Below are 3,830 nucleotides of genomic sequence, written 5' to 3'. Positions count from 1 at the left end.
GTATCGGCTCAGGAGGAATGCATTTCTCACGAACACCGCAGGGGAGTGTGACGAAATCAGCCTTCCAACAGACGGTCGCTCAAGGCGACCAATCTGGTAATTCTCTCATCGACGGCGTGGTTGCTGGAATCGACACGCCGTTGCAGTTGGAAAAGGGTATCGGTGACGTTGAGGGCGGCCAAAATCGCGGTTCTCTCCACGGAGGGGGAGCCGGATTGACGGGATATTTTATCCATCACGTCATCGACATAGGCGGCCAATTCACGCACATGATCCTTTTCGGTACCTGCCCGCAACCGGAACAGTTGGCCATGGATGCGTACTTCAATCAGATCGGACATGGCCTCATCCCTGAGCTATGCACATGCGGTGGTGATACATGGTCATTATCCGATCTCTTCATAGCGGGCGAGCAGGCCATTGATGCGTGCTTCGACCCCGTTTTTCTCTTGGTGCAGGAGGGCAATCTCTTCCATACGGTCGGCCAGTTCCCGTTCCACCTGTTCCAGGTGGTTTTCGTGGGCCTGCAACTCGCCGCGCAGGGCGTTATTCTCGGTGCGCAGACCATGCAGGGTGCGCGCCAATCTTTCCCAGCGCAGCTCCAGTTCGGCCAACGGATCGGACCGGTTGGCAGCCGACGGTTCTGGAGAGTAGGGATCAGGGTAGTGGCCCGTCGCATGAGAAGAGTTCATCACTGCCTCGAACTGAGCGATTGCAAAAATTTGGTCTTGCCGTGACGGAGTTTCGAGCTCATTTGCGAAGCTCCTGCTAGACCCTAGAGTACGGTTTTCTCTGGGATGCTGTCAAGCGACCGCGCATCCATCGGCACAATCAGACATAAACCCCGTGCCGCGACCGCAACGGACGTTCCGCCTTGCGGGCAAGAAAACGGCCACCAAAGCGGCTGGGAGTGCGCCGACAGGTCGTGGCGGCATCCTGCAACAAGTCATAAAAGGAGTCCGGTTGACTCTCTTGGAGCAGTCCATTCGGCACGGTGCTTTGATGGCTGGGCGGAATGGTGTTGAGTTTACCCAAAGGTTCAATTCTGCGCATGAGCGACTCCCGATACGGCGGCTACAGGTCGGTATTTCAATAACCTAATGCAAATAAAATGCCAGTTATTGATACTGCCTGTCGGGGCTATGCGAAGAAGGGGGAAAAGTGGGTTATGCGGGTTTCAGGCTTCGCCTTCGGTTTCCACAATGGCGGCAGCGATGGCCTCTTCTGGCGTTTTGCCGCCCCAGACAACCCATTGAATGGCTGGGAAAAAGCGATCTGTTTCGTCTTGCATGGCGCTCATGACATCGTCGAGTTGCGACTCTTGCAGTTCGGTTTTGCGCAAGGGCAGCACGACCCGAAAGACGGGCACCTGTTCTTCGCTCCAGATTTCGAAGTGTCCCAGCCAGACCCGTTCGTTCATCAGGGTGATGGTGTGTACGGCGGACAGAAATTGCCGGGCGGGAATTTTCAGGTTCAGGTAGCAGTTAAACTGTAAAAAGCCGGTTTCTTCATGGTAGACCACCCACAGACGTTGATTCCCCCACTGGCTGGGTACCTCGGCCCACAGTTCGTATTCGTTGGATCGTTCAGAGTTCCAATCCTGATTGATCACAAACTCTTCCACCATGCTGACCGGATTATTGGCCGGATATTCCGGCAGATCATCGACCGTAGAATAATCGGACTCACTCATGACAACCTTCTTGGGCGATTGCCCATGCCAAAACAGTACAAAACACAAAACGGGGGCAGTATGGCGCATGCGTACCAAGCTTGGCAAGTTTCTTTAACATGCTTCACTCGGATATGCGGCAAAAACTTTGACGAAAGCCAGTCATAATTTTGATGGCGGGCAGAGTTCCTTGCCGGAAGTGGGAATCTCTGCAATCCTCTAGGCATGGACGATACTTCATTCTTCTCTTCTCTGGGGCCGGGCAGGTTTGCTGCGGGTGATGGTGGTGATGGTTTGTCTGCCGAGCGTTGGCTGACGGTCAGCCAGCTCAACGAGCAGATTCGCCAACTGCTTGAGGGTGGGTTACCTTTTGTCCGGGTCAGGGGAGAGATCAGTGATTTGCATCAACCGGCGTCGGGCCATTTGTATTTTACCTTGTTGGATGCCCAATCCCGGATCCGGGCTGTGGTGTGGCGGGCGAGTCGAGCCCGGTTGCGGGTGATTCCGAAGAGTGGCGACAGTGTGCTGATCACTGGGCGGATGGCGCTTTATCCGCCGCGTGGTGAATATCAATTGATTGTCGAGGCGTTGCAGCCTGCCGGGGCGGGCAGTGAGCGGGAGCGTTTTTTGCAACTGTTTGCCCGGTTGCAGGGGGAGGGATTGTTTGCCGAGGCACGCAAGCGACCTTTACCTTTTTTGCCTTCCTGTATTGGAATCGTCACGTCGGCCACGGGGGCGGCCATTCATGACATGGTACGGGTGTTGGAGCAGCGGGTTTCTGGCTATCATCTGCTGTTGTCGCCTGCGCGTGTGCAGGGGGAGGGGGCGGATCGGGAGTTGGTGGAGGCGTTGCAGCGTTTATGGCGGGATGGGCGGGCCGAGGTGATCATTTGTGGTCGAGGTGGTGGTTCGGCGGAGGATTTGGCGGCTTTTAACAGTGATCCAGATGGTCGAATTTGCGATCCAGTTGCTCTTCGCGCTTGTCCAGACGCCGCTTTTGCCGCTCCAGTTCCCGATCCTGCTCCTTGAACTTGTTTTCGACCTCCTCCTGAATGCGCAACCGCTCGGCCTGCACCTTCAGTTCGATCTCCCGGTTGGCGATGAGCGCCTTCTCTTCGGCACTCTGCAAGCGGTGTTGCATCTGCTCTTCCTTTTGGGCAAGCAGATTATCCCGCACCTTGCGCTGTTGCAAATGAACAGCCAGCACCCCGCCAGATCCCAGCAGAACACCGACCAATAAAATAAGAATTTCCATAAAATCCAAACTCCCCGGTACCGAATTCCCAGAGGAAAATCGACAGCGCTTAAATGCAAATAGAATCTTGGGGCCAACGCGCTGGGCAGCGGATCACCTCCCGATCGGTAATGATCCCCGCCATGGGCCAGTCGTGCGGCGCATGCGGTAGATCGTCAACCTCTTGAAAGTGGTAAGCCAAGCCAACACACAACGGCTTGCCCGTGCCACCAGCAGGCAATCGGCTTAACAGACGATCATAATAACCGCCACCATAGCCTAACCGATTGCCTGCCCGGTCAAAGGCGACCAAGGGTAAAAATAAAATATCCAAAGTGGCCGGATCCGCCACCCTGTCCGGGTCCGTCACCGCAGCGGCCTCTGGCAAAAGGGGTTCACGAATGCCAAAAGGTCCAGGTTGCAGCGGATCACCCGGTTGGTAACGAACCAACCGTAACGCCTGAAGAGGGCGATCGATGAGCGGCAAAAAAATGGCTTTGTGTGCGACGGAGGCGGTGTGGAGGAGAGGGGAGGGATCGACTTCGTTATCAGCGGCGAGGTAAAGCGCCAAGCGGGTGGCGGCGTTGAATGCCGTCAGGGCCTGTGCGTGTTGCGCGACCATGGTACTGTACTGGCGCACCAGTTCGCAGCCAAGATCCCGCCGCAGAGTACGCATGCGGCGGCGAATCTGCTCTTTATCGTTTTTCACCTGTATAAGATCCCCCGCCTGTGCCGTGGATTTTGCGTCCTCTGAACCCTTTTAGTAAAGTGGACTCCTGATAAATCGCTTCCGGCAATCCCGCAAGCGGGCTCGCACTTCACGATCAGAGCAGGATTCCTGGGCTCATGAAGTATCGGCTCAGGAGGAATGCATTTCTCACGAACACCGCAGGGGAGTGTGACGAAATCAGCCTTCCAACAGAC

7 protein-coding genes and 1 other RNA gene are annotated in these 3,830 nt (G+C 55.8%); 1 reads left to right on the top strand and 7 read right to left on the bottom strand.

What is annotated here, in order from left to right:
* Window positions 1–56: 56 nt before the first annotated feature.
* The 4 genes from EJP87_RS14565 to EJP87_RS14550 form a co-directional block, all read right to left on the bottom strand.
* Window positions 57–341 (bottom strand): cell division protein ZapA, encoded by a 285-nt coding sequence (locus EJP87_RS14565; protein ID WP_130472588.1) that lies wholly within the window; start codon window positions 339–341, stop codon window positions 57–59.
* Window positions 342–386: 45 nt separating this feature from the next.
* Window positions 387–692, bottom strand: a complete 306-nt coding sequence (zapB, locus tag EJP87_RS14560; RefSeq protein ID WP_130472587.1) for a cell division protein ZapB — start codon at window positions 690–692, stop codon at window positions 387–389.
* A gap of 139 nt (window positions 693–831) precedes the next feature.
* Complete coding sequence (locus EJP87_RS14555; protein WP_130472586.1) at window positions 832–1,053, bottom strand: hypothetical protein; 222 nt, start codon at window positions 1,051–1,053, stop codon at window positions 832–834.
* Window positions 1,054–1,177: 124 nt separating this feature from the next.
* A complete protein-coding gene (locus EJP87_RS14550) occupies window positions 1,178–1,693 on the bottom strand; it encodes a type III secretion system chaperone family protein (RefSeq protein WP_193771413.1) in 516 nt (171 codons plus the stop codon).
* 204 nt (window positions 1,694–1,897) lie between these two features.
* On the opposite strand from EJP87_RS14550, the gene xseA reads away from it, so the two are divergent.
* A complete protein-coding gene (gene xseA, locus EJP87_RS14545) occupies window positions 1,898–2,701 on the top strand; it encodes an exodeoxyribonuclease VII large subunit (protein WP_130472584.1) in 804 nt (267 codons plus the stop codon).
* Here xseA and EJP87_RS14540 read toward each other — a convergent pair.
* The 3 genes from EJP87_RS14540 to ssrS all read right to left on the bottom strand — a co-directional run bounded on the left by EJP87_RS14540 (window position 2,604) and on the right by ssrS (window position 3,804).
* Complete coding sequence (locus EJP87_RS14540) at window positions 2,604–2,927, bottom strand: Rnase Y domain-containing protein (protein ID WP_130472583.1); 324 nt, start codon at window positions 2,925–2,927, stop codon at window positions 2,604–2,606. The two genes, xseA and EJP87_RS14540, sit on opposite strands and share 98 nt — an antisense overlap.
* A gap of 49 nt (window positions 2,928–2,976) precedes the next feature.
* Window positions 2,977–3,615, bottom strand: a complete 639-nt coding sequence (locus EJP87_RS14535; RefSeq protein ID WP_130472582.1) for a 5-formyltetrahydrofolate cyclo-ligase — start codon at window positions 3,613–3,615, stop codon at window positions 2,977–2,979.
* A 7-nt stretch (window positions 3,616–3,622) separates the two neighbouring features.
* Window positions 3,623–3,804: non-coding RNA, 6S RNA (gene ssrS, locus EJP87_RS14530), on the bottom strand.
* Between the last annotated feature and the right edge of the window lie 26 nt (window positions 3,805–3,830).

This window comes from Candidatus Magnetaquicoccus inordinatus (genome assembly GCF_004217665.1).
GTDB classification, from domain to species: domain Bacteria; phylum Pseudomonadota; class Magnetococcia; order Magnetococcales; family Magnetaquicoccaceae; genus Magnetaquicoccus; species Magnetaquicoccus inordinatus.
The sequence above is the reverse complement of the archived record's forward strand: the minus strand, read 5'-3'. Positions and strand labels throughout refer to the sequence as shown.

Bases quoted from the DNA above. Each gene is read 5' to 3' on its own strand.
- EJP87_RS14565 (WP_130472588.1), bottom strand. From the start codon at position 341: ATGTCCGATCTGATTGAAGTACGCATCCATGGCCAACTGTTCCGGTTG.
- zapB (WP_130472587.1), bottom strand. From the start codon at position 692: ATGAACTCTTCTCATGCGACGGGCCACTACCCTGATCCCTACTCTCCA.
- EJP87_RS14555 (WP_130472586.1), bottom strand. From the start codon at position 1,053: ATGCGCAGAATTGAACCTTTGGGTAAACTCAACACCATTCCGCCCAGC.
- EJP87_RS14550 (WP_193771413.1), bottom strand. From the start codon at position 1,693: ATGAGTGAGTCCGATTATTCTACGGTCGATGATCTGCCGGAATATCCG.
- xseA (WP_130472584.1), top strand. From the start codon at position 1,898: ATGGACGATACTTCATTCTTCTCTTCTCTGGGGCCGGGCAGGTTTGCT.
- EJP87_RS14540 (WP_130472583.1), bottom strand. From the start codon at position 2,927: ATGGAAATTCTTATTTTATTGGTCGGTGTTCTGCTGGGATCTGGCGGG.